We start from the raw sequence: 23,838 nt of genomic DNA on the forward strand, positions 1-23,838 counted from the left end.
ATTTTAAAATTCATTAACTTTAAAAACTAATTTGTCTAAAAATGAAATTATTACCTATTTCTATTCTGTTTTTTCTTTTTATTTCATGCAAGCAAAAGGAAACACAAAACATTGCTATTTTAAATAAAGAACAGCCAAAAGATTTTGCAGAAAGATTATCTGAAGCGGCAATTTCAATAATTGATCCGTCTATACATTATGACCCGTCATATTTTAAAATTGATTACCCAAATGGCGATGTCCCAAAGGGCAAAGGGGTTTGTACCGATGTAATAATTCGTTCCTATCGAAAATTAGGCATAGATCTGCAAAAAGAAGTTCACGAAGATATGCTGGAAAATTTTTCTCTTTATCCAAATCTTAAAAAATGGGGAATGACCAAAACGGACACAAATATTGATCATAGACGAGTTCCGAACCTAGAAATTTTCTTTGAAAGAAAAGGAACTAAATTACCTGTAACCCAAAATCCAAAAGATTATCAAACCGGAGAACTTGTAACTTGGATGATAAGTAATAAACTGCCACATATTGGAATTGTAACTAACAAAAAATCTTCTGACGGAAAACGAAATCTAATTGTTCACAACGTTAGAGGCGGACAAGTGCTGGAAGATTGTTTGTTTGATTATACAATTGTGGGACATTTTAAATATTCCAATTAAGATTCTAAATCTCAAAATCCAAATTCCAAAAATCCAAATTCCAAATTCCAAATTCCAAATTCCAAACTAAAAAAATGCCGATTGTTTAACACAATCGGCATTATCTAATTATCTAATTATCAAATTGACACATTATCTAATTAAATAGACCTTTAACTTCATCAAAATTTAGACCTCCGTAATTTCCTGAACTCATTAGTAAAAGTGCAGAATTTTCTAAATTTAAATGGAATAAATATTCTTTAAACTCAGCTGGATTAGTATAAATAATTAAATCTTTTCTATTAAATGCCGTTGCAATCTGTTCGTAAGTTACTTCTTCCAATTGCTTAATTTTTACCGCATCTGGCGAATAAAAAACAACTGCAACATCGGCATATTCTAAAGCACCTTCATATTCTTTCAAAAAGGCAGCATTTAAACTACTGTAGGTATGCAATTCTAAACAAGCCACTAAAGTTCTGTTTGGATATTGTTCTTTTACCGCTTTCGTTGTTGCAGCAACTTTACTTGGCGAATGCGCAAAATCTTTATAAGCGACTTTTCCTTTTCCTTCAGCAATTTTTTCCAAACGTTTAGATGCTCCTTTGAAACTTGCAATTGCTTCATAAAAATCTTCTTCATCAACTCCCATATTTTGGCAGATCCATTTTGCTCCGGCCAAATTATTCAAGTTGTGCGCTCCAAAAACTTCAATCGGCATATCGCCTTCTGGTGTTTTTAGTAATGTTACGCCGTCACTCACAGAATATTCTGGAGTTGAATACGCAATTTTTCTTATCGGATTTGTTGCTGCTTCAGAAACACGTTTTACTTCTGGATCATTTTCATTATAAACCAATATTCCTCCATTCGTAATTTTTTGAATAAAAATCTCAAACTGTTCTACATAATTTTCATACGTTGGAAAAACATTAATATGATCCCAGGCAATTCCTGAAATTAAAGCAATATTTGGCTGATACAAATGAAATTTAGGACGTCTGTCAATTGGTGAAGATAAATATTCGTCACCTTCCAAAACCATAAAATCATTTTCTTCGGTCAAATGCACCATGGTGTCAAAACCTTCCAACTGCGCTCCTACCATATAATCTACAGCGATATTATGGTAATGCATTACATGCAGAATCATTGATGTAATGGTCGTTTTTCCGTGAGAACCTCCAATTACAACGCGAGTTTTGTTTTTAGACTGCTCGTATAAAAATTCAGGATACGAATATATTTTCAATCCTAATTCCTGTGCTTTTAACAATTCTGGATTATCAGCTTTTGCGTGCATTCCTAAAATAACAGCCTCAATATCTGAAGTAATTTTTTCTGGAAACCAGCCCATTTCTGCAGGAAGAATTCCTTTTTTTTCTAATCTTGATTTTGAAGGTTCAAAAATAGCATCATCGCTTCCTGTAACCTGATATCCTTTATTATGTAATGCTAATGCAAGGTTGTGCATAGCGCTTCCGCCAATGGCGATGAAATGTGTCTTCATTGAATACGTTGAATCGTTTAGATGTTGAACCGTTTATTCGATAAAACGAATACACAATTCAACGATTAAACCGGTTAATTATTTTTCAAAAATAAGGAAATATAGTATGCTCTATTTGGTTTTAAAAATAAATTATTAATTTGTACGAAAATTATTTTTAAAAATAATTTTAAATTTTCCCAACTAATCAGCAAATTAATTCATCTATAGATTAAAACTTTCTTATGAAAAATATACTTTTTGTATTCTTATTAATTTCAACAGTACTTTTTGGTCAGCAAAATGATAAAAAATGGGCAAAAGCAATAGCATTTGAAAACGAAGGCAAAATAAAATCTGCAAATGAAGTTGTAGCAAAAATCTACAAAAGATCTGTATCTAAAAAAGATGAAGTGCAGATGATAAAATGCTTCTTTTATCAGTCAAAATATTTGCAGGTACTCGATGAAAATTCAAAAAGTAAAATTATCGAAAATCTTAAAACCGATATTAATCGCGTTTCTATTCCTTCAAAAGCAATTTTGAATTTAATTTACGCCAAATACCTAAAAGATTATTCTGATTACGATTACACTATTGTAATGGATTCAACCGAAGTAGAGGTTGACGAAGCAGCAACTGTTGTTGATTCTGCAGCTGTTGTAGATTATGGTGACACCGCAATTGATTCTGTAGAAGTTCCGCATTCAGATTATGTTCCTCAAATTTCTACACCGGAAGAAGATAATGTTCTAGCTTTTGAAAAAACATTAGAAAATGAAGCCGTATTAAAAGCGACTCCTTTAAGTAAATATGAAGCTATTTTTGAGTTTTCTTCTTTAGAAAAATTTAAAGAAGAAACTTTATGGGATTTTTTACTAAAAGAAAACATCGAATTTTATACAGAAAAAATAAACAGCTGGGATATTCGAGCCAGTGATTTCTTAGTCTATAAAGAACAATTACTAGGAAACTCTGCGTTGTTTACAAAACTCAATCTTGACTTTATCGAAGATGCAAACATTAAAAAAGTGTTGTCTTTGTACCAAAAAAAAGAAACGAATAAACCTTCACTCAAAAATCAATTTGATCGTGCAAAATTTTGTTATACTTACCTAACAAAAGACCCTTTTGATTATTATGCATTTTTAGACAAACTTGAAAAACAAGTTAAGGATAAAGATCTTATTCAAGATATTAAATTAGACAAAGCCATTTTTTTAACCGATAATGCTTCAAAAAAAACAAAGCCAAATAATAACATCGAAGCGCTTGTTATTCTAGAAGAAATCATAAAGATTAATGACAAATCGAATATTGCAAAAATTGCTTCAATACAAAAAAAACAAATTCTTACTAAAGAGTTGTCGATCGAACTTTTGCAAAACAGTTACAAAAACGAAAATACTAGAGCTTTAATTCGTTTCAAAAACATAAATAGTGCCATAGTATCTTTTTACAAAATTGCTCAATCTAAAACAGTTGAGTTTTATGATTTATCTGAAATCAAAAAAGACAGTTTAGTAAATTCAATTCTTAAAAAACAAACTAAAATTAGTTCTGAAACTTACAATCTTCCGAACAAAAATGATTATTACGAATCGTCTACAGAAATAATACTGCCAAAACTGGAAATAGGACATTATTTGGTTTATGTAGAAAGCGATTCTGAAATAAAAAACAAAAAAGCAGAAGGTTATCAAATTATCACGGTTTCAAATTTGTCTACTCTTGTTTCAAAAAATGATCAAACCGAGACATATCAGGTTCTGCATCGAAAAACAGGAAAACCTCTCGAAAATGTTACCATTGAATTTGCGACTAAAATTGTGAAAACAGATGCAAGCGGAAAAGCATCTTTTGAAGTTTCCAGTAACGATTTGTACTATGGAATCGTTAAACTTTCAAAAGGTAATGACACGATTGTGTTTCACAAAAATTACATTCGAAATACAGAAATTTATAAACTTTCCAGTGATGAAAAACCAAGCGGTAAAGTGCAGTTTTATTTAGATCGCGCCATTTACAGACCTGGCCAGACGGTTTATTATAAAGGAATTGCTATTCAAAAAAACAATAACAAAACTAGCATTAACGCAAATACATCATTCAAAATTCTGGTTACAGATGTTAATTATCAGAACATAAAAGAATTTGAGATAAAAACGAATGAATACGGTTCATTTTCTGGTGAATTTATATTGCCTAAAAACGGATTGACAGGTTCTTTTCATATTAAAGCACAAAGACCTGATAAAATCGCAGACAGCAATATTGATTATTGGAATAATGTACAATTAGAAAACTCTACCCAATACTTTACTGTCGAGGAATATAAACGTCCAAAATTTGAAGTCACTTTTGATACTAAAAAAGAAAGCTCTCAATTGAACCAGCCAATTAAGGTTAAAGGAAACGCAATAGCTTTTGTCGGAAGTAATATTTCTGACGCAATTGTAAAATATTCTGTAACGAGATACACCACCTTTTCTAGAAATTATTATGGAGGAGATAATAATGAAACTTTAGCTGTCGGTGAAACAAAAACTGATGCATCAGGTAAATTTAGCATTGATTTTACCGCGTTACCGCCGAAAAACAACCTTAAAGAAAAATTACCCGTTTTCAATTATAAAATTGAGGCTACCGTTACAGATATAAACGGCGAAACGCATTCGGCAGAAACTACTGTAAAAATTGGTTATCATGATTTGATCTTAAACGCTCAGATTCCGAATAAAATTGAAACCAAAAATAAAAACGAAATAATTTTAAATAGCACCAATTTAAACGGGGAATTTTTAGCTGCAAAAGGCGAAATTAAATTATATTTTGTGAGTCCGTTATCTAATAAATTTAAAAGCAGAGTTTTAGATGAACCTGAAGTTCAAACTATTTCAGACCAAGAACTTGAGAAACTATTTCCTTATGAGATTTTAAAAGAAGATACACTTTCAAAATCTAACAAAACTTTACTTTTTTCAAAAAACATTGATACTCAAAAAGACAAAAAATTAGTACTCGATTTTATTTCGAATTATAAATCTGGGAACTACCAAATTGTATTTTCTGCCAGAGACAGTTTTGATAATCCGATAGAAACTACCACGAATTTTAGTCTTAAACAAAGTAAAGACAAATTTAATCCAAGTAAATTATTTACTGCCGAACAGCTCAATAATGATCCGAAAAAAGATGGTTTTGTTCTTCTAAAATTATTATCAGTTATTCCCGAATTATACATTACAGCGAATGCAAATTATAATAACAAAGTTTATTTTGAAAATAATATTTATTTACAAAACCACGAAACAACGGTTAAAATACCTCTAAAAAATGAATTCGAAAATCAAGTACGATTAACATTTGAAAGTGTTTTTGAAAATGACGCTTTTACAACTGACCTTTCTGTTGCTCTAAAAACACAACAGCCGAAATTAGAATGGAGCGTAGAAAGCTTTAGAAGCAAGTTACAACCTGGAACTGCAGAAAATTGGTCATTTAAATTAAACGGTCTTTATACAAAAAATGAAGCAGAAGTATTGGCGTCTATGTACGACAGTTCTTTAGATCAATTTGCAAAAGAAGACTGGAATCCGTTAAATGTAAATCGTTACAATTATAATAGTGCAATCTATAAAACAAAAGTAGGTTTTGACGTGACATATCTTTCTGTAGAAAACTTAAACGAAAGATTACCTTTTTCAAGACTTACTAATGAAGAGATAAGATTAAAATGGTTTGGTTTCAATTTTTACAACAGTAGATATGGCCAGGCACTGGGTATTACAATTGCTGATATTAAAGATAAAAAAGTCGGAAGCGAAACTATAAAGGGAGATCCAGATGCCGTTTTAACTGTTGATGAACCAGTTGGTGCTGGGGCCGTAAATGAAATAGTAGTCGATTCTGCAGCGGCAAATGTAAGCATGGTTAAATTTGTTAAACCTGTTGTGGCGCACGCACAGGAAACCACTGAAAATCCTGAATATTATTATCAAACCAACAAAATAAAATTCATTCCTGGCAAAAAAATAATTAGTGGATTAACTTCGATAGCCATAGATTCATCTATATTATATGTAATTGATGGAGAAATTTCTTCACAGATTAATTTCGAAAAGATCAATCCTGAAGATCTATTATCTATTGATTATTTAACTCCCAAGGAAGCAAGTTTAGCATATGGTCCTAGAGGAAAAGATGGAGCAATAATCATTACAACAAAAAGTGCTGTAGAAGCCTTAAACCAAGTAAAAGCCAGAAAAAATTTATCTGAAACGGCATTCTTTTTCCCAAATTTAAGAACAGATTCTAAAGGAAAAGTAAGTTTTAATTTTACTTCTCCAGAAGCTTTAACGGCTTGGAAACTTCGCTTGTTTGCACATAATAAAGATGCTGTTTCAGGTTATCTAGAAAAAAGTGTTATTACTCAAAAAGAATTAATGGTGATGCCGAATTTTCCAAGATTTTTTAGAGAAAAAGATACTATTGTAATCAGCGCTAAAATTTCGAATGTTACCGCCGAAGCAAAAACCGGAATCGCAAGTCTGCAGTTTTTTGATGCTGTTACAATGATGCCAATTGATGCAAAAATGCTGAATGCAAAAAACATTAGAAACTTTACAATTCCAGCGTATGGAAATACAACGGCAAATTGGACCATTACAATTCCAGAAGGTTTGCAGGGAATTCAATATAAAATAGTAGCAAAAGCTGGTAATTTTTCGGATGGAGAAGAAAACATTCTTCCTGTTTTGACCAATAATATGTTAGTGACAGAAAGTATTCCGATTTGGGTTCGCGAAAATTCTACTAAAGAATATACTTTCGAAAATTTAAAAAACAATAATTCAACCACTTTAAGAAATCATCAATTTACGTTTGAATACACTTCAAACCCAACATGGATTGCAATTCAATCTTTGCCTTACCTAATGGAATATGAGCACGAATGTGCCGAACAAACTTTTGCGCGTTATTATGCTAATGCATTAGCTTCTGAAATTATTTCGAGTAATCCTAAAATTGCAGCAGTTTTTGAAGATTGGAGAAAAAATGGAAAACCAATTTCAAAACTGGAAGAAAATGAAGAATTAAAATCACTAATTCTAGCCGAAACTCCATGGTTAAATGATGCACAAAGTGAAGATGAAAAGAAAAAAAATCTGTCGCTTTTATTTGATTTGGAGAAAATGAAAATTTCTCAGGAAGCTGCTTTCGAAAAATTAAAACAGAAACAAAAACCATCTGGCGGATTTTCTTGGTTTGCTGGCGGTTATGAAAGTGAATATATTACGAGACATATCCTGGCAGGTTTAGGACATTTGGGAAAATTAACTAAAAATGAAACACTTAAAAGCGATGAAATAACTAAAACTGGAATTCCATTTTTAGATAATAAGTTTCTAGAATATTATAAATCAAGAACCAAAAACTTAAAAACTACCGACAAATTAATCTGGATCAATCCGTATTCTGATCTTCATTATTTGTATACGAGAAGTTTTTATTTAGAGAAATATCCCCTTTCTGATACTTTGAAGAAAGCGACAAAACTATATTTGGAAACGGCTAAAAAAGATTGGCTGAATTATTCTCTTTATGAAAAAGGTTTAGCAGCTTTAACTTTAAATCGTTTTGGAGAAAAAGAAAGTGCCAAAAAAATCATCGAAAGCCTGAAAGAAACTGCATCAAACAACGAAGATTGGGGAATGTACTGGATCGCCAATAAATCGGGCTGGTATTGGTATCAGGCGCCGATAGAAACTCAGGCGCTATTAATTGAGGCTTTCGCCGAAGTTGCGAACGACACCAAATCTGTCGATGCGATGAAAGTTTGGTTATTAAAAAACAAACAAACCAAAAACTGGCCAACCACAAAATCAACAACCGAAGCGATTTATGCTTTATTAATGCAGGGAACTAATTGGCTTTCTGTAAAAGACAATACCATTATTAAACTTGGAGATGAAAAAATCATGACCAAAAAATTATCCGAAAATGAAAAAGAAGCCGAAACAGGTTACATCAAACTAAACTGGAAAGCTGAAGAAGTAAAAAAAGAAATGGCTACAATTAGCGTTCAAAACAAATCTAAAATCCCAGGTTTTGGCGGTGTTTATTGGCAGTATTTTGAAGATTTGGATAAAATTAAAAACAATACGGGTTCTGTTTTATCGGTTTCTAAAGAATTATATCTAAAGAAAAACACTTTAAAAGGAGATCAATTAGAAAAAATCACTCCTAAAAATCCTTTAAAAACAGGAGATTTACTTACAGTCAGATTAATAATTACCGCCAAAGAAGACACTGAATATATCCATTTGAAAGATATGAGAGCTTCGTGTTTTGAACCTGTAAATGTTCTTTCAGAATATCAATACAAAGATCAACTAGGGTTTTATATGAGCACCAAAGATGCTGCAACACATTTCTTCTTTGATCAAATCAATAAAGGAACTTATGTTTTAGAATATGATATTCGAGTAAATAACAGCGGTGAATTTTCAAACGGAATAACTACTATTCAAAGTATGTATGCTCCGGAATTTACAAGTCACACAAAAGGGATTCGAGTGAAAGTTAATTAATAAAATCCCAATTTTTAAATTCCAAATTCCAAGGAAATGAGATAAAAAAACCTAACAGTTTTAATCCTGTTAGGTTTTGAATTTTTATTTTACATCGAACTATATAATCCCAATAGTTTCCATTTTTTTAACAATTTGGAATTTGGGATTTATAAATTGGAATTTAAATCAGATTATTTCACAATCGTCAATTCGTCAATAATGTTTTTAGCTCCAGCGTATTTGTCAATAATCCAAAGTACATAACGAATATCAACATTGATGGTTCTTTGTAATTTAGGATCAAAAATAACGTCTCCTGCCATAGCTTCGATGTTACCATCAAAAGCAATTCCGATTAACTCTCCTTTTCCGTTAAGAACCGGCGAACCAGAGTTTCCTCCTGTAATATCATTATCCGTTAAAAAGTTAACTGGCATATATCCTGCTTTATCAGCATATTGTCCGTAATCTTTTTTCTTGTTCAATTCTAATAAACGAGATGGTAAATCAAATTCTTGATCTCCTGCTTTGTATTTTTTCACCATACTTTCCATTGTAGTATAGTTATTAATTTTAGCATCATCATTACGAGTATCTGCAGGTAAAGCGCGAACTTTTCCGTAAGTCAATCTTAAAGTTGAGTTTGCATCTGGATATTTAACTGCATTTAATTTTGATTCTCTTAAACCTTCAACCAATTTACGGTAAGCAGTTGCAAAACCATCATCAGCTTTTGCCTGATCGTCTGTTTTAGAACGGTATTTTGTCAACAAATCATTAGAAATAATATACAACGGGTCGTGTACAATTGCTAATGGTTTTGGATCTGCCAAAAATGCTAATACTTTTTCTTTATTTGTAAAATAACTAATTTCTGCTGCTTTTGCTACATCTGCAGTAAAATCACCATTATTTGCCGCTTTCATTTTTGCAACTTCTGAAGCAAGTCCGTATTCAGCAGCTTTAGAAGCATATAAATTCAATTGTGCAGTTAAAACATCTTTTTCTAATGGAGCGTAAAACTCGCCATAGATGCTTTCTACCAATGCATTAATTTTAGGAAGCATTTCTGCTTTCTTAGCATCATTTTCTTTGTAGTAAGCGATTAATGCATTTCCTAAGTTTGCAGGTCCTGTTGCATAACTAGAAGTACGTAAAAGTTGAGTCAAGTAATTATCATGACGCGCTTTTAAGTTTGTTTCTCTGTAATAATCGTTAATAGTAGGAATTACATTTTCGTACTTTTCTTTATGGGCAGGTTTAGTTGCCCACTCATAGAATTTATCTTCTTGTGCTGCCTTTGTATCAACAGTTCCAGCCTTTGTCAACGCATCGATCATACCTTGACGGTTTTTCCAATAGTTAGCTGTCGAAGCATATTTAGAAGCATATTGTAAACGAACAGTTGCATCTTTATCCATATACTTTTTCATTTGGTCCATTCCGGTTTTTGCACCTTCAACCCAAGCAGGATAAGCATATTTAATATTTTGTTCGATTCCGCCGGCCGGCATCCAACGGTTTGTTCTACCTGGATAACCCAAAATCATAGCAAAATCATTTTCTTTTACCCCTTTAATACTTACAGGTAAATAATGTTTTGGCTGCAAAGGCGCATTGTCTTTAGAATATGCTGCAGGGTTTCCGCTTTTATCAGCGTATACTCTAAACATAGAGAAATCTCCAGTTTGACGAGGCCACTCCCAGTTGTCTGTATCACCTCCAAATTTACCAACGCTTTCAGGAGGAGTTCCCACTAAACGAACGTCTGTATAATCTTGGTAAACGAAATAGTAATATTCATTTCCTTGAAAGAAAGGACGAACAGAAACAGTATATTTTCCGTTTTCGCTGTTTTCTTTTTCGATTAAGCTGATCTCTTGCTGAATAACTTTGTTTCTTTCTGTTTCTGTCATAGTATCATTTACTTTAGACAAAATTCTTTTAGAAACATCATCCATACGAACAAAGAAACGAACGTATAAAGATTTTGGTTTCATTTCAGCGCTTCTTTCTTTTGCCCAAAAACCATCTTTCAAATAGTTTTGTTCGGCAGATGAAAGTTCTGCAATTGCGTTGTAACCACAGTGGTGGTTTGTTAAAACCAAACCGTCTTTAGAAACGATTTCAGCTGTACAACCTCCATTAAATTGTACAATTGCATCTTTTAAACTATGATTGTTAATGCTGTAAATTTCTTCGGCTGTCAATTGCAAGCCCATTTTTTCCATATCTCTATGGTTTAATCTTTCGATAAACATCAAGAACCACATTCCTTCATCGGCTCTTACTGGAAAAGCCATAAGGCACATGGTCAAGAATAAAACTATTTTTTTCATGTTATTTTGTTTAAGTGATGCGAATATAACTCATTTTCGCAAAAAAAATAAACAGAACATCAAAAAACAAAACATAATAAATCAATTACTGCATGATTTTGCGAATTTCACAATTTTAGTAAGACAATAATAAAGTTTAAAATCTAAAAATAAAGACATAAAAACCATTAAAATTGTCCAATAAAATAATTTAAAAATTTAAAATGTGAGATTATTTATAAAAATTAACTTTGAATTCAATATTTAACAATTAATATATTTCCTACAAAATGTTTTCATTTAAATTTGCGATCCAATTAAATAAATGAAAAATGAAAAAATTATTAACAGCGCTTGTTATATTAGTTACAACTATCGCAAGTGCACAAAAAAATTCCATCTTATTAGGTGGAAATGTTGGATTCTCTTCAGAGAAAATTGGTGATTCTAAATTGGAAAATTTTGAGTTCTCTCCAAAAGTTGGATATCAATTTTCGGAAAATTGGACAGTTGGTGTTGAAGGTTCTATTATGAATTTTAAAACTATAGGAACAGACAAAACTGAGAAATACAAAATTGGAAGTTTTGTACGTTATTCAACTCCACTTTCTGAATTATTTGCTTTTTATGTAGACTTAGGTGCAGGATACCAAAACACTTCACTAAACAATGCAAAAGGAATGTATGCAAGTGTAACGCCAGCTTTATTTATCAATATGAAAAATGGCTTTGGTCTTAATTTTTCTATTGGAGGTGTAAACTACGATAATCTTGACGGAAAAAATGATCCAAGACAACAACATTTAGGTTTTGATTTTGGAAAAACTTTAAACATTGGAGTTTCTAAAAACTTCGGATTATAACTTTAGGATTTAAGTTAAAAAGTAGATCCCATTATACTTTTTGTTTTCCGCGCAAAAAGTAAAAAACCCGGCAATTTACATTGTCGGGTTTTTATGTATTATAAAGTATATGCTACTCGTTAAGCATTTTCCAAAGTTTATCTTTCAAATCAGTTAAACCTTGCTGTGCAACTGATGATATAAACATATACGGAACATCTTTGAATGTTACGTCTAGTTCTGCTTTCAATTCTGCCTTTAATTCATCGTCAAGCATATCGCATTTAGAAATAACCAAAAGACGTTCTTTATCCAGCATTTCGGGATTATATTTGGTTAATTCGTTAACCAAAATATCATATTCTGCTTTAATATCCGGAGTATCAACTGGAACTAAAAATAGTAAAGTTGAATTACGCTCGATATGTCGCAAGAAATAATGTCCAAGACCTTTTCCTTCTGCAGCACCTTCAATAATTCCAGGAATATCAGCAATTACGAAAGATTGGAAATCTCTGTAAGCCACAATTCCTAAATTTGGTTTTAGTGTTGTAAAAGGATAATCGGCGATTTTTGGTTTTGCCGAAGTTAAAACAGATAATAAAGTAGATTTTCCTGCATTAGGAAAACCAACTAAACCAACATCTGCCAAAACTTTAAGCTCCAGAATTACGTCTATTTCTACACCAAGTAAACCTGGCTGTGCGTAACGAGGTGTTTGGTTTGTTGAACTTCTAAAATGCCAGTTTCCTAAACCTCCTTTTCCTCCTCTTGCCAGAATTTGTTTTTCTCCGTGTTCTGTAATTTCAAAAAGTGTTTCGCCTGTTTCTTTGTCTTTTACAACAGTTCCCAACGGCACTTCAATAATTTTATCGTCTCCGTCTGCACCGGTACTACGGTCTCCACCACCGTCTCCACCGTGTCCAGCTTTGACGTGACGCGCAAACTTTAAATGAAATAATGTCCAAAGTCCTTTATTCCCAACTAAATATACATGTCCTCCGCGACCTCCATCTCCTCCGTCTGGACCACCTTTCTCAATAAATTTCTCTCTATGTAAATGCGTAGATCCTTTTCCTCCTTTTCCCGAAGAAACATATATCTTAACGTAATCTACAAAATTCCCTTCTGTCATTTTTCTGAATTTCAGATTTTAGATTTTAAATTTTAGATTACTCTAAATTCGTCCTCTAAATTCTATTGTTTTTAGTACTCAGTCTCAGTCTCCGTTTTCAGTGCAAACTGCAAGTGAAAATTGAGACTGAAGACTATATTTTTATATTCCATCTCAGTCTAAATTTCCAGTATAACTGCGACTGAAAACCGAGACTGAAAACTCTTTTTTTTTTATATTCAATCTCAGTCTAAATTTCCAGTATAACTGCGACTGAAAACCGAGACTGAAAACTATTTTTTTTATATTCAATCTCAGTCTAAATTTCCAGCATAACTGCGACTGAAAACCGAGACTGAAGACTTTTTTCTCTCTACTCTTTAAGCGCTTTCACAAGCACTTTATCAATTTTTACGCCGTCCATGTCAACTACTTCTAGGACGAATTTTTGCCAAAACAACTTCTCTCCTTCTTTTGGAATATGAGAAAGCTCAGTCATAATCATACCGCTTACCGTGTTTACTTCGTAATCGTTTGTCAATTCGTCTAACTCAAAATAAGTTAAGAAGTCGTGTAACGAATAATGTCCGTCAACCAGCCATGAACCGTCTTCTCTTTCTATAAGCTGGAATTCATCTTTATAAAATTCAGATGCATCTCCAACTAGTGCTTCTAAGATATCGTTCAATGTAATCAAACCTTGAAAAACACCGTATTCATCTGAAACTAAAGCGTAATGAACGCCTGTTTTTTTGAAATTTTCCAGCGCTTTGTAAGCCGTTGTCTGTTCCATTAAATAAGGTGCATCAGAAACTATAGCGGACAAATCGAAATTATCATTTTCTATACTAGCGAAGATATTTTTTAGCGTTACTACTCCAACAATATCATCGTAATTATCATTATAAACTGGGTAAACAGTATGCAGATCTTGAACTACTAATTCTTTGATCTTTTCTTTATCTGCTTTTAATGGCAGCATGTCAACCGATTTACGGTGCGTCATTAAAGAGTTTACTTTTCTATCGCCAATGTGAAAAACACGTTCCACAATATCTTGTTCAATTTCTTGAACTTCCCCAACTTCAGTTCCTTCTTTAATTATTGCTTTAATTTCTTCTTCAGTCACTTTTCCGTCGGCAGTTGGTTTGATCTGAAAAACATTCAATAAAAAATCTGTCGAAGAGGTTAACAGCCAGATAAAAGGTGCTGTTATTATCGAAATTACTTTCATTGGCATTGCAACCATTTTTGCAATTGCTTCTGGGTAATTTAATCCGATTCGTTTTGGAAGCAATTCTCCTAAAACCAACGAGAAGAAAGTTAAAATCACAACCACAATTCCAACCGCTACAGAATGTGCATAAGGTTTTAGAACTGCAAAACCGGCAACGAAAAGTTCAACATCTGCGGTTACTTTATCTCCAGAATAAATACCTGTCAAAATACCGATTAAGGTAATTCCGATTTGTACTGTAGACAAAAATTTGTTTGGGGAATTGGCTAAATCAAGTGCTGTTCTAGCACTTTTATTGCCTTTTTTCGCCGCTGTTTCAAGCCTGTTTTTACGGGCCGAAATCAATGCGATTTCAGACATGGAGAAAACTCCGTTTAGTAGAATTAGAAAAAATATAATTAGTATTTCCAATTGATAGGGGATTCGTTATAAAATGGTCTTGTTAAATGCAATTTGTACTCTTAATTTATTCTAGCCCAGATGGAAGTGAAAAGCCCGGAGCTAAAAAAACTAATTTTTTCTGCCATAAAACAGCGACCGGAGGAAGCTCGTTTTAGGGTTTGGAAAAATAGTTTTTTTAGCGAGGACTTGTAACGCACAGCTGGAAAAAGCTTCTACAAATTATCTATAACTGACGTTAAGCGCTCTGTAATTTGTTCAATTGTTCCGATACCGTCTACGGCATGAAACTTATTTTGTTCCTTGTAATATCCAATTAGCGGCGCTGTTTTCTCATTGTATTCCTGATATCTCACACGAATTTTCTCTTCGTCTTGGTCATCAGCTCTACCGCTTGTTTTTCCTCTTTCTAATAAACGTGCAACTAAAATTTCATCATCAGCCTCTAAAGCGATTGTTGCTGTTACGCTTGATCCAATTGTTGGTAAAAATTTATCTAAAGCCTCAGCCTGATCGATTGTTCTTGGATAACCGTCGAACAAAAATCCAGCTGTTTCAGGGTGTTTTTTTACCTCATCAATTAACATTGCAGTTGTTACTTCGCATGGAACTAATTCTCCATTATCCATAAAAACTCTTGCTTTTTTACCTAGTTCAGTGTCATTTTTTAAATTAAAACGAAAAATATCTCCTGTTGAAAGATGTGTTAAATTATATTTTTCTTTTAAAAATTCTGCCTGAGTTCCTTTTCCTGCTCCAGGCTTTCCAAATAAAACGATGTTAATCATAATTGAAATGAGTGTTGTTACTTCTAATTTTTTGTCAGAAGTTTTTAAATGAATATATAGTTGTGTTTTTTTATTCTGCTAATTTATAGACTTCTGTCAAGTTTCGTCCCAAACCATCGTAGTCTAAACCGTAGCCTACAATAAATTTGTTTGGAATTCGAACTCCAACGTAATCTATCTTGATGTCTTTTTTATAAGCTTCTGGTTTAAAGAATAAAGTCGCAATTTTAAAATGCTTTACATTTCTTTCTTTAAACAAACGTTTCAATTCTTCGATCGTATTTCCGGTATCGATAATATCTTCTATAATTATAACCGTTCTTCCAGTCAAATCTTGGTTGATTCCTATTAATTCTTTAACAGAATTAGTAGTTTCGGTTCCTTCATACGATGCCATTTTGATAAATGAAACCTCGCATGGTTTTTTGTATTTTTTCAAAAAATCTGACACTACCATAAAAGCGCCATTTAAAACTCCAATAAAAATTGGTGTATCATCTCCAAAATCATCCTCTACCTGAGCCACCATTTTAGTTAAAGCAAAATCAATTTCTTTAGCCGAAATAAACGGAACAAATTGTTTATCGTGAAGTTGTATCATTATTTTTCATTTTAAAATAATGCACAAAGATACAGAATTACAACTTAACTGCTTCTATCAAAATGGAGTGTATCCTGATATTTTTTACGAATGTTAAATATCAGTTAATAATTACAAATTATTTTTTGATGCCATTTTTAATTTGAGTAAATTGTTGTTGTATAAATATTTAACTCCAAAATTTCAAATGAAAACATCCTTATCGCTATTCTCAATATCATTATTAGCACTAATGACCTCATGTAACGGACAAGTTAAAAAAGAAGAAAAAGAAGCTTTGGCCAAGCAGCCAAATACTACTGTAAAAACTGCCATTGGAGATCTTACGCTTCCTCCGCCCTATGCTACAGAATCTAAAACCAAAAATAGTAAAGTTATTGGCTGGCCTGCCGGCATAACGCCAAAAGCACCCGCAGGTTTTACTGTAACGAAGTTTGCTGACGGATTTGAGAATCCGCGTTGGACTTATATTGCGCCAAACCAAGATATTTTTGTTGTAGAAAGCGGCACAAGATCGAGCAAAAATCAAATTACTGTTTTACGCGATAAAGATAAAGACGGGAAATTTGAAACCCGAGAAGTTTTTATAACTGGATTAAACAAACCTTTTGGAATGCTGGTTCTAAAAGACTTTTTCTACATTGCCAATACAGACGGTTTATACCGTTATCCTTATAAAAACAATCCGCTGAAATTGGAAACAAAAGGCGAAAAAATTCTTGAACTTCCTGCTGGAGGTTACAACAATCACTGGACTAGAAATTTATTAGCAAGTGCGGATGGAAGCAAAATTTATGTTTCTGTAGGTTCTGGAAGTAATGTTGGTGAAAACGGAATGGACAAGGAAGTACGCCGTGCAGCTATTTTAGAAATTAATCCTGATGGAACTGGCGAGAAAATTTTTGCATCAGGTTTGAGAAATCCGGTTGGAATGGATTGGAATCCAGCTAACAAAGAACTATGGACAGCAGTCAATGAGCGTGATGAATTGGGCGATGATTTAGTTCCTGATTATATAACAAGTGTAAAGAGAGATGGTTTCTACGGATGGCCGTATTCTTACTTTGGAAGTATTCCTGATCCAAGATTAAAAGGCGAAAGAAAAGATTTAGTCGAAAAAGCAATTGTTCCTGATGTTCCTGTTGGTCCTCACACTGCTTCGCTTGGATTGGCATTTTATACTAAAGATGCTTTTCCTGCTAAATATAAAAATGGAGCTTTTGTTGGACAGCATGGTTCTTGGAACCGCTCTAAAATTTCGGGTTATAAAGTGCTGTTTGTTCCTTTTAAAGACGGAAAACCGTCAGGAAAACCAGAAGATTTTTTAACTGGTTTTATTTCTGATAATGATAAAGCCGAAGTTTACGGACGCCCAGTTGCGGTTACTGTTATGAATGACGGATCGCTTTTGGTGAATGATGACAGCGGAAATACAATCTGGAAAGTGACTGCTAAGTAAATTCCAAATTTTAAATTCCAAATTCCAAGAAATTCAAACTTTAAAAATTTTTAAACACATAGAGACATAGATTTTTGTTTCGTAGAATAAGATTGAAAAGAAAACTCGTTTTCACACATAGCTATGTGACTTTAATAAAAGTGAAACGCCTTTTTTGCCTCAATGAAATCTATGTTTCTATGTGTTAAAATAAGTTCCAATATTAATCTGTTAAGATAAAAATTCCAAGAATTGCTACATAAATATGTTTTTAAAAAAATACGTTTTCCTAATTATTGTGTTTTCGATTCTACAAAATCTAATTGCACAGGAAAAAGAAGTTCGAAAAATTGATTCTGTAAAAACCGAAAAGCTAAATGAAGTTTTAATTAGTCCGCTTCATTTAAATCGTGATTTACAAAACAGCCCCGCTTCTATTGGTATTTTATCCGAGAAAGAATTACTTCGAAACAATACTACAGACATCAGCAATATTATCAATACGATTCCAGGTGTTTTTATGCAGTCGTCCAACATTACTACGACCAGAATTTCGATTCGAGGTATTGGCGCCAGAACTCCGTACGGAACTAATAAAATTAGGGCTTTTTACGGAAGTATTCCGCTGACTTCTGGAAACAGCGAAACAGTAATCGACGACATTGATCTTCAAAACATCAATCAAATTGAAGTTATAAAAGGACCGCTTTCTAGTATTTATGGTGCTGGATTGGGCGGTGCCATTTTAATTTCGCCTCAAATTTTAAAAAAAGGTGAATATCAAGCTGAAGTCAGTTCTGTTTTTGGTTCTTACGGATTATTAAAAAACAGAATCAGTTTTGATTTGAATGAAAAAAGTTCTTCGCTAAATCTGACGTATCATAATTTAAAGACAGATGGCTGGCGGCAAAACAGCGCTTACAATCGCGAAGGAGTTACACTTTCGGGAGAATTATTCAGGACTAAAAACAGCAAGCTGACGTATCTTTCTAATTATACTTATTTAAAAGCTTATATTCCGAGTTCTATCAACAAAGCTGCTTTTGAAAATAATCCGCAGGCTGGTGCGCCGAGTTGGGTTGTGGCAAAAGGATTTAAAGAATACAAATCGACTTTGGGCGGCTTGGCTTATGATTTTAAAATAAACGATCACCTCAACAATTCGACTTCTGTTTTTATCAATTATAAAGACAGTAACGAACCTCGACCTTTTGATATTCTGCGTCAATATACTTTTGGTGCCGGCGCAAGAACTCAATTTTCTGGCGATTTTAAAATTGGAAAAATCAATAATCAGTTTATTGGCGGTATCGAATATTTTAGAGATAATTACAATGGTAATACTTTTGAAAATCTATATCAGCAGAATAACGGAAACGGAAGTCTGCAAGGCGATCAACTTACGGCAACCGATCAAAAAAGACATTTCTACAATATATTTTCACAAATTAGAACTTTACTTTCTGATGAATTTGAAATTCAAGCAGGTTTAAATTACAATAAAACCAAATTTGAACTTCAAAATGATTTTCCCGCTTCCGCGAATAATCCGAAGGAACATTATAGTTATGATGGGATTTTTTCGCCTCAAATTTCTTTTTTATTCAAACCAAATGAAATTCAGACGTTTTACTTTTCTGCAAGCCGTGGATTTTCACTTCCAGCAACCGAAGAAACTTTAACCAGCACCGGAACAATCAATCAAGACATTAAACCAGAAACGGGTTATAATTTTGAATTGGGCGGAAAACTTCATTTTTTCAGCAAAAAATTATATACCGAAATTGCCGTTTATAGAATGGAAATTAAAGATTTATTGGTAGCAAAAAGAATTGGCGACGATCAATATGAAGGTGTAAATGCAGGTAAAACTTTTCATGAAGGAATAGAAATTTCATTAAAACACAATTGGCCGATTAATCCAATTTTCAATTTAAATTCTTATATCGGAGCATCAATAGGGAAATATGAATTTAAAGAATATGTAGACAATGGAAATGACTATTCTGGAAATAAATTAACGGGGGTTCCAGCAAATACCGCCAGTGCAGGTTTTACTTTAAACACCAATTCGGGATTTTACTTTACTGCCGATTTCCAGTTTACAGATAAAATTCCGCTAAACGATTCTAATGCTGATTATTCTGATTCTTATTCGCTATTAAATTTAAAAACGGGTTATCAATTTGAAATTATATCAAACTTAAAAGCACATTTTGATTTTGGTGTAAATAATGTCACAAACTCCAAATATGCTTCAATGATTCTAACGAATGCAACTGCAGTAGGAAATGCACAACCTAGATTTTATTACCCAGGATTACCTATAAATTATTTCGGAATTATCTCACTAAATTACTTATTTTAGCATAGTATTTTAATACCACAAAACAATGCTTTCTGAATTGCAAAAAAAACTGGATTATGTAAACGCTTATAGAGAAAATCGTCTTAAAGCGGCACAGGATATTTTAGAAAATCCCGCACTTTTTGCCGAACTAGTTTCCATTTGTTTTACTCCATCAGACAAAAACAACCATAAAGCCTGCTGGATTTTAGAATTCGTATCTTATGAAGAATTAAATTGGCTGCAACCGCATTTGGATTTTTTTTGTTCCAATTTAAAAATTTTAAAAGATGAAAGTTCGCTGCGCCCAATTGCAAAGGTGGTACAGCTTCTTATAAAATCACATTATAAGAAAAATGAAAACTGTATTACTCTTTCCGAAAATAATTTACAAGATATTATAGAAGCCTCTTTCGATTGGTTAATTACCGACGTTAAAGTTGCTACAAAAGCTTATTCGATTAGAACGTTATATGTTTTGGGCAATTATTACGATTGGATCCATTCCGAACTCAAAGTAATTATTGATAAAGATTATGCAGATCATTCGGCTGCTTATAAAGCGGTTGCAAAAGAAGTTTTGAAGAAAATAAAATAGTGTAAGCTGCCACGAATTACACTAATTTTTACTAATTAATTTTAAAATTGAGTTAAAGAAAAATTTGTGCAAATTGGTGTAATTTGAGGCAAACAAAAAAAATCTTTTTTAATCCTTTTAATCTGTGGCAAAACTTAAAAAAAATAGTTTGTGGAAATTTGCGATAAAAAATCAATCAAATTTTATAAAAACATTATTTTACGTACATTTGTAAAAACTTTACGTATATGAATACCAAACTCACTTTATCGCTCGAGAAAGAAGTTATTGAACAAGCGAAATTGTATGCGAAAAAAACAGGCAGAAGCTTATCTGAACTGGTAGAAAGTTATTTTAAAAATCTGACTGAAAAAACAGAAACATATGACGATATTCATCCCAAAGTTAAAAAACTTATTGGAAGAATTACTTTACCGCCAGATTTTGATGAAGAAAAAATAAAAGAAGAACACTATAGAGAAAAATATGGCTTTTAAAAATATTTTTCTCGATACTAATATACTGGTTGATATTGTTGCTAATAGGTTTCCGTTTTCAAAAAACGCAATTTCGATTTTTGATTACTGTCAACGACATAAAATTAAAATGCATTCTACATCTCACTCTATTGCAACCGTACATTATATTGCAAAAAAAGTTGTTGATGAAAAAGAACTACGTTCAATTATTGAAGATTTATTAGACACCATTTCAATAATTGCGGTAACAGAATCAATCTTAAAAAAAAGTTTAAAATCCAATCATAAAGATTTTGAAGATGCCATTCAAATAACATCTGCTCAATCAATAAATTCAATGGATTGTATTATTACCAGAGATTTGAAAGATTTTAAATTTTCAGAGATCAATGTATTTACTCCAGATGAATTTCTAAATACACTATAAAACAATGAATTATTTTTCTTCTGATTTTAAATTAGGAATATTAGGCGGCGGGCAATTGGGTAAAATGCTTTTGTCTGACACCAGAAAATTTGACATACAAACTTATGTTTTAGATCCAAGTGACGAAGCGCCGAGTAAAATTGCCTGCAATAAATTCTTTCAAGGCGATTTAATGGACTATGAAACGGTTTACAACTTCGGCAAACAAGTCGATGTTTTGACTTTTGAAATCGAATTGGTAAATCTTGAAGCTTTAACGCAATTAGAAAACGAAGGCGTAAAAGTGTATCCATCTCCTAAAACCTTAAAAGGAATTCAGAATAAAGGAACTCAAAAAGATTTTTATACCGAAAGCAATATTCCGACCGCTGCATATTTACGATTTGAAAGTCCGTCACATTTGCAAAAATCCGTTGGAAATAATGAAATCACCATTCCGTTCGTTTGGAAATGCACCGAATTTGGTTACGACGGAAATGGCGTAAAAGTAATTCGTCAGATTTCTGATATGGATGATTTACCAAATGTAGAGTGTATTGCAGAAACAATGGTTCCGTTTAAAAATGAACTGGCGGTTATTGTGGTAAGAAATCCATCGGGAGAAATAAAAACGTATCCAGTTGTAGAAATGGAATTTCATCCAGAAGCCAATCAAGTAGAGTATGTAATCTGCCCTGCAAGAATTGATGAAAAAGTGGCCGAAAAAGCGAGAGCGATTGCTTTAAATGTTTCGGAAAAATTCAATCACGTTGGACTTTTGGCTGTTGAAATGTTTCAAACTCAAGAAGATGAAATTTTAGTAAATGAGGTTGCTCCTCGCCCGCATAATTCTGGACATTATTCAATAGAAGCAAGTTATACTTCACAATTCGAAAATCATTTACGTGCGATTCTAGATCTTCCTTTAGGAAATACCGAAAGTAAAGTTGCCGGAGTTATGGTAAACTTAGTTGGTGCCGAAGGGTTTTCTGGAGACGTTGTTTACGAAAACATCGAAACTATTTTAGGATGGGATGGAGTTACACCGCATATTTATGGTAAAAAACAAACTCGTCCTTTCAGAAAAATGGGTCACGTTACAATAGTAAATGAAAACATGGTTGAAGCAAGACGAATTGCGGAGAAGGTTAAGAACACTATTAAGGTGATCAGTGAGCAGTAATTAGTGATCAGATTTTAGTCGCAGTCGCAGTTTTCAGTCTAAAATGCAATTATTTTTTAATTAGCTTTGTAAAAATTCAATAAATGAAAATTTCAAAATTACATATCGATCAGTTTAGACATATAGAAAATCTAGATTTTGATTTTACTTATCAAAGTGGTGAACGAAAAGGTGAACCTTTGGACAAAATATGTTTTATTGGACAAAGTGCTACTGGGAAGACTGGATTATTGGAGTTAATTTATGAATATTCAGTTAACACTTTAAATTTAGAAATACTAAATGGCAATAGTTTATGGAATTTAAAAAATAGCATTCGAAATAAAGGCGAAGTTACTTTTTTAATAGGTGATGATATTTTCAATTTAAAAAACAGTGAAGTGTTTTTTAAAAATCGCACTTATAAAAATGATTTAAGCAATGGTGGCTCTGTAACATCTTTAATACCAAAACAAGACAGAAAAGATATTTTTTATTTTAAGGCAAATTTAGTATCTGATAAAAACATAGATTTTCTTTCAACCAATCCAATTGAACTAATTGAGAAACATAGTAATGAACTTCAAAACATAAAAAAAGATTACCAATATAGAGATAAAGACAATTTTCTATTTAATGAAAATTACGGCCTGTTATTTAATGGTGATGTAGATACTAAAATATGGCTCCATCTTTTAGTTGATTATCTAAATTATCGAAAAAATTTTACTCAAAAAATGTCTGAATTAATCCACACAGGTTTTATTCATGATGTAAATAAATTGAGTACAGAATTTAATAAATGGCAAAAGGACAATCCAAATAGATTAGAATCATTTGCAAAAGAATTTAATTATATTCTAGAACTTTTAAATTTAGAAGTTGATTTAGTAAACACAGAATATTCAATACCTATAAAAAACAAGCGTATCGATGAAATTATTCCATTTCAAGATACGAGTACGGGAACTAAACAACTTTTGCTAACATCACTGCCGTTATATTCACTAGAAACAAAAGAATCTATTATTTTAATTGATGAGCCTGAGCGTTCATTATATCCTAATATTCAAATGGAAATAATGGATTATTATAAAAAACTTGCGCCAAATGCACAATTTATTGTAGCCACACATTCACCGTTTGTTGCTGCTTCTTTCCAGCCAGACGAGAGATTTATTTTATCTTTTAATAATGAAGGAAAAGTTGTTGTTAGCAGGGGAAATTCACCGATTGGAGATGATCCAAACGATATGCTAGAAAATGATTTTGGAATAAACTATATCAATAAATATGGGCAGGAAAAATATCAAGAATATTTAGATTTAAAACAAAAAATATACTTTGAAAAAGATCCAAAAAAGAAAGAAGAAATTTCAGAACAGTTAGAAAAATTGGGTGATGAATACAATTTCTAAA

16 protein-coding genes are annotated in these 23,838 nt (G+C 32.3%); 10 read left to right on the forward strand and 6 right to left on the reverse strand.

Annotated elements, in window-relative coordinates:
- Nucleotides 1–41 precede the first annotated feature (41 nt).
- Nucleotides 42–665, forward strand: a complete 624-nt coding sequence (locus tag BSF42_RS07085) for a DUF1287 domain-containing protein (protein ID WP_095952375.1) — start codon at nucleotides 42–44, stop codon at nucleotides 663–665.
- A gap of 136 nt (nucleotides 666–801) precedes the next feature.
- Here the strand turns inward: BSF42_RS07085 and murC are convergent, their stop codons facing one another.
- The gene (gene murC, locus BSF42_RS07090; protein ID WP_095952376.1) at nucleotides 802–2,157 is read right to left on the reverse strand and encodes a UDP-N-acetylmuramate--L-alanine ligase; all 1,356 of its coding nucleotides are present in this window, start codon (nucleotides 2,155–2,157) and stop codon (nucleotides 802–804) included.
- 224 nt (nucleotides 2,158–2,381) lie between these two features.
- On the opposite strand from murC, the gene BSF42_RS07095 reads away from it, so the two are divergent.
- Nucleotides 2,382–8,729, forward strand: a complete 6,348-nt coding sequence (locus tag BSF42_RS07095; RefSeq protein WP_095952377.1) for an alpha-2-macroglobulin — start codon at nucleotides 2,382–2,384, stop codon at nucleotides 8,727–8,729.
- Between the two features lie 173 nt (nucleotides 8,730–8,902).
- Here the strand turns inward: BSF42_RS07095 and BSF42_RS07100 are convergent, their stop codons facing one another.
- Nucleotides 8,903–11,050 carry a S46 family peptidase gene (locus BSF42_RS07100; RefSeq protein WP_095952378.1) on the reverse strand — a complete coding sequence of 716 codons (2,148 nt, stop codon included), beginning with the start codon at nucleotides 11,048–11,050 and terminating at the stop codon, nucleotides 8,903–8,905.
- A 311-nt stretch (nucleotides 11,051–11,361) separates the two neighbouring features.
- Here BSF42_RS07100 and BSF42_RS07105 point away from each other — a divergent pair, with 311 nt between their 5' ends.
- Entirely contained in the window at nucleotides 11,362–11,892 is a 531-nt protein-coding gene (locus tag BSF42_RS07105; RefSeq protein WP_095952379.1) for an outer membrane beta-barrel protein, read from the forward strand.
- A gap of 112 nt (nucleotides 11,893–12,004) precedes the next feature.
- Here BSF42_RS07105 and obgE read toward each other — a convergent pair whose 3' ends face one another.
- The 4 genes from obgE to hpt form a co-directional block, all read right to left on the reverse strand.
- Complete coding sequence (obgE, locus tag BSF42_RS07110) at nucleotides 12,005–13,006, reverse strand: GTPase ObgE (protein WP_095952380.1); 1,002 nt, start codon at nucleotides 13,004–13,006, stop codon at nucleotides 12,005–12,007.
- Between the two features lie 352 nt (nucleotides 13,007–13,358).
- A complete protein-coding gene (locus tag BSF42_RS07115; RefSeq protein WP_095952381.1) occupies nucleotides 13,359–14,633 on the reverse strand; it encodes a hemolysin family protein in 1,275 nt (424 codons plus the stop codon).
- A 203-nt stretch (nucleotides 14,634–14,836) separates the two neighbouring features.
- Nucleotides 14,837–15,409, reverse strand: a complete 573-nt coding sequence (locus tag BSF42_RS07120) for an adenylate kinase (protein ID WP_095952382.1) — start codon at nucleotides 15,407–15,409, stop codon at nucleotides 14,837–14,839.
- A 70-nt stretch (nucleotides 15,410–15,479) separates the two neighbouring features.
- On the reverse strand, nucleotides 15,480–16,010 hold the full coding sequence (hpt, locus tag BSF42_RS07125) for a hypoxanthine phosphoribosyltransferase (protein WP_095952383.1): 531 nt from the start codon (nucleotides 16,008–16,010) through the stop codon (nucleotides 15,480–15,482).
- 187 nt (nucleotides 16,011–16,197) lie between these two features.
- Between hpt and BSF42_RS07130 the strand changes: the two genes are divergently transcribed.
- The 7 genes from BSF42_RS07130 to BSF42_RS07160 all read left to right on the forward strand — a co-directional run bounded on the left by BSF42_RS07130 (nucleotide 16,198) and on the right by BSF42_RS07160 (nucleotide 23,837).
- Nucleotides 16,198–17,469 (forward strand): sorbosone dehydrogenase family protein, encoded by a 1,272-nt coding sequence (locus BSF42_RS07130; protein WP_095952448.1) that lies wholly within the window; start codon nucleotides 16,198–16,200, stop codon nucleotides 17,467–17,469.
- Nucleotides 17,470–17,713: 244 nt separating this feature from the next.
- Complete coding sequence (locus tag BSF42_RS07135; protein ID WP_095952384.1) at nucleotides 17,714–19,816, forward strand: TonB-dependent receptor; 2,103 nt, start codon at nucleotides 17,714–17,716, stop codon at nucleotides 19,814–19,816.
- Nucleotides 19,817–19,841: 25 nt separating this feature from the next.
- Nucleotides 19,842–20,393 (forward strand): hypothetical protein, encoded by a 552-nt coding sequence (locus BSF42_RS07140; protein WP_095952385.1) that lies wholly within the window; start codon nucleotides 19,842–19,844, stop codon nucleotides 20,391–20,393.
- Nucleotides 20,394–20,620: 227 nt separating this feature from the next.
- Complete coding sequence (locus BSF42_RS07145) at nucleotides 20,621–20,869, forward strand: DUF6364 family protein (protein WP_095952386.1); 249 nt, start codon at nucleotides 20,621–20,623, stop codon at nucleotides 20,867–20,869.
- Nucleotides 20,859–21,278 carry a PIN domain-containing protein gene (locus tag BSF42_RS07150; protein WP_095952387.1) on the forward strand — a complete coding sequence of 140 codons (420 nt, stop codon included), beginning with the start codon at nucleotides 20,859–20,861 and terminating at the stop codon, nucleotides 21,276–21,278. Before BSF42_RS07145 ends, BSF42_RS07150 begins: the two co-directional genes overlap by 11 nt.
- 4 nt (nucleotides 21,279–21,282) lie before the next feature.
- Complete coding sequence (locus tag BSF42_RS07155) at nucleotides 21,283–22,440, forward strand: 5-(carboxyamino)imidazole ribonucleotide synthase (RefSeq protein ID WP_095952388.1); 1,158 nt, start codon at nucleotides 21,283–21,285, stop codon at nucleotides 22,438–22,440.
- An 83-nt stretch (nucleotides 22,441–22,523) separates the two neighbouring features.
- Complete coding sequence (locus BSF42_RS07160) at nucleotides 22,524–23,837, forward strand: AAA family ATPase (protein WP_095952389.1); 1,314 nt, start codon at nucleotides 22,524–22,526, stop codon at nucleotides 23,835–23,837.
- Nucleotide 23,838 lies beyond the last annotated feature (1 nt).

Origin of the sequence: Flavobacterium sp. ACN6, assembly GCF_002304005.1 — a bacterium.
In the GTDB taxonomy this organism is placed as follows: domain Bacteria; phylum Bacteroidota; class Bacteroidia; order Flavobacteriales; family Flavobacteriaceae; genus Flavobacterium.